General features: G+C 37.5%; 3 protein-coding genes. All 3 read left to right on the plus strand.

Going from position 1 to position 1,723, the window contains the following annotated elements; translation table 11 throughout:
- Window positions 1-195: 195 nt before the first annotated feature.
- A complete protein-coding gene (locus tag C6H18_RS08935; protein ID WP_104722750.1) occupies window positions 196-786 on the plus strand; it encodes a class I SAM-dependent methyltransferase in 591 nt (196 codons plus the stop codon).
- Window positions 758-1,171 carry a hypothetical protein gene (locus C6H18_RS08940; protein WP_104722751.1) on the plus strand — a complete coding sequence of 138 codons (414 nt, stop codon included), beginning with the start codon at window positions 758-760 and terminating at the stop codon, window positions 1,169-1,171. The genes C6H18_RS08935 and C6H18_RS08940 overlap by 29 nt, the downstream gene beginning before the upstream one ends.
- Window positions 1,146-1,723, plus strand: a 578-nt coding sequence (locus C6H18_RS08945; RefSeq protein ID WP_104722763.1) for an acyltransferase, incomplete at its 3' end; no start/stop codon positions are given. The genes C6H18_RS08940 and C6H18_RS08945, both read left to right, overlap by 26 nt.

Below are 1,723 nucleotides of genomic sequence, written 5' to 3' on the forward strand. Positions count from 1 at the left end.
AGTCGTGTTTTGCATTTTTTAAAATAGCAAAGGAATGATTTGGATTTTAACTAAAGCTTTTATAATGACAAAAGAAGGGTGATAATTGCGAGTAAAGAATCTTAAAAGAAGCTTTGGGAAAGCCCTCAACATAATAAAGTTGTGGTAAAATGCGCAAATTATATTAAAGCCTTGTTAGAGTAAAAAGGAGTAGAAATGCTTGGAGATATTTTTAAAGAAAAGATTGTTTTTGAGGGGAACTTTGCTAATACCCTAAAAAGCATAAAAGAGGAGAATCAATCCCAAACAGCGGATGTGTTTAGTCAAAAGTGGGTCTCTTATGATAAAAATGTTAAAGAAAAGGAACAACAAGCTTTATGGGATTTTCAAAAGCAATGGTATCTCAAGCTTTATGGTTTTAAAGATGAGCAAGATTTAGCGTCTTTTTTGCAACAACAATCCATAGTTTTTGATGCGGGTTGTGGGTTGGGCTATCTTTGTGAATGGTTTGCGTCTTTAGCACCAAAGACTTTGATTGTTGGAATGGATATTTCTGATGCGGTTTGTGTGGCGGCAAAGAAGTATCAAAATATTCCAAATATTTATTTTATCAAAGGAGATATCGCAAACACTCCTTTTAAAAGTGGGGTGATAGATTATGTAAGTTGCCACGCTGTGATTATGCACACGCAAAACCCAGAGGCGACTTTTTGTGAGCTTTCAAGAATCTTAAAAGACTCTAATACTCTGCGGGGGGGGGGGGCATTTTGCTTGTTATGTGTATGCCAAAAAAGCCTTGCCGCGTGAGTTAGTGGATGATTATTTTAGGGTTAAATGCAAAGAATTGAGTTTTGAGGAATTAAAGGCGATGAGTGAGCAGTTAAGTGAGCTTGGCAAGAGGCTACAAGACTTGAAGGTGGAGTTTGAATCTCCAGAGATTCCCTTGCTTGGCATTAAAGGCGGGAAATATGACATTCAGCGGTTTATTTATTGGAACTTTTTGAAATGCTTTTATAATGAATCGTTGGGTTGGGATACTTCTGTAATAACAAACTTTGATTGGTATTCTCCAAGTAATGCCAAACGTTATACGCAAAGTGAATTTCGCCAAATGGGAATTGACAATCACTTGCAGTTAGTCTATTTTCACGAAGAGGAGGCTTGTTTTGGAGCAAGATTTGCGAAAGCTTAGGTTAAAAAAGGCTTTTTTAAGAATCTTTTCTTTTTTGCAATATCAAAAAAAGGTTGCCTATAATCGTGTTTTGCCTTTGAGCGAGTATTTTAATGATAGAGTAAAGAAGGCTAAAAAGTTAGGCTGGGGAGAGGGAAGCAGTTGTTATGACAATGTTTATATCTTTGGAGATGTTAGAGTAGGGAGGCATACCTTTGTGGGTCCTTTTTGTGTGCTTGATGGGAGTGGAGGGCTAGAGATTGGAAGCTCTTGTTCTATTTCTGCTGGAGTGCATATTTATACGCATAATAGTGTGAAATGGGCTTTTAGCGGAGGAAAAGAATCTTATGAATATGCCCCTGTTATCATTGAGGATGATTGCTATATCGGACCTAATGCCGTGATTACTCAAGGCGTTAAAATCTCTAAAGGAGCGGTTGTTGGAGCGTGCAGTTTTGTGAATTGTGATGTTCCTTCTTTTACAAAAGTTGCAGGAATTCCAGCAAAAAAGATAGGAGAATCTAAAAATATGGACTACAAAAAACTACAAGAAGAGTTTAGCGGGGGGGGGGG

It is taken from the genome of Helicobacter mesocricetorum (genome assembly GCF_900198605.1).
GTDB classification, from domain to species: Bacteria; Campylobacterota; Campylobacteria; order Campylobacterales; family Helicobacteraceae; genus Helicobacter_D; species Helicobacter_D mesocricetorum.

Bases quoted from the DNA above. Each gene is read 5' to 3' on its own strand.
- C6H18_RS08935 (WP_104722750.1), top strand. From the start codon at position 196: ATGCTTGGAGATATTTTTAAAGAAAAGATTGTTTTTGAGGGGAACTTT.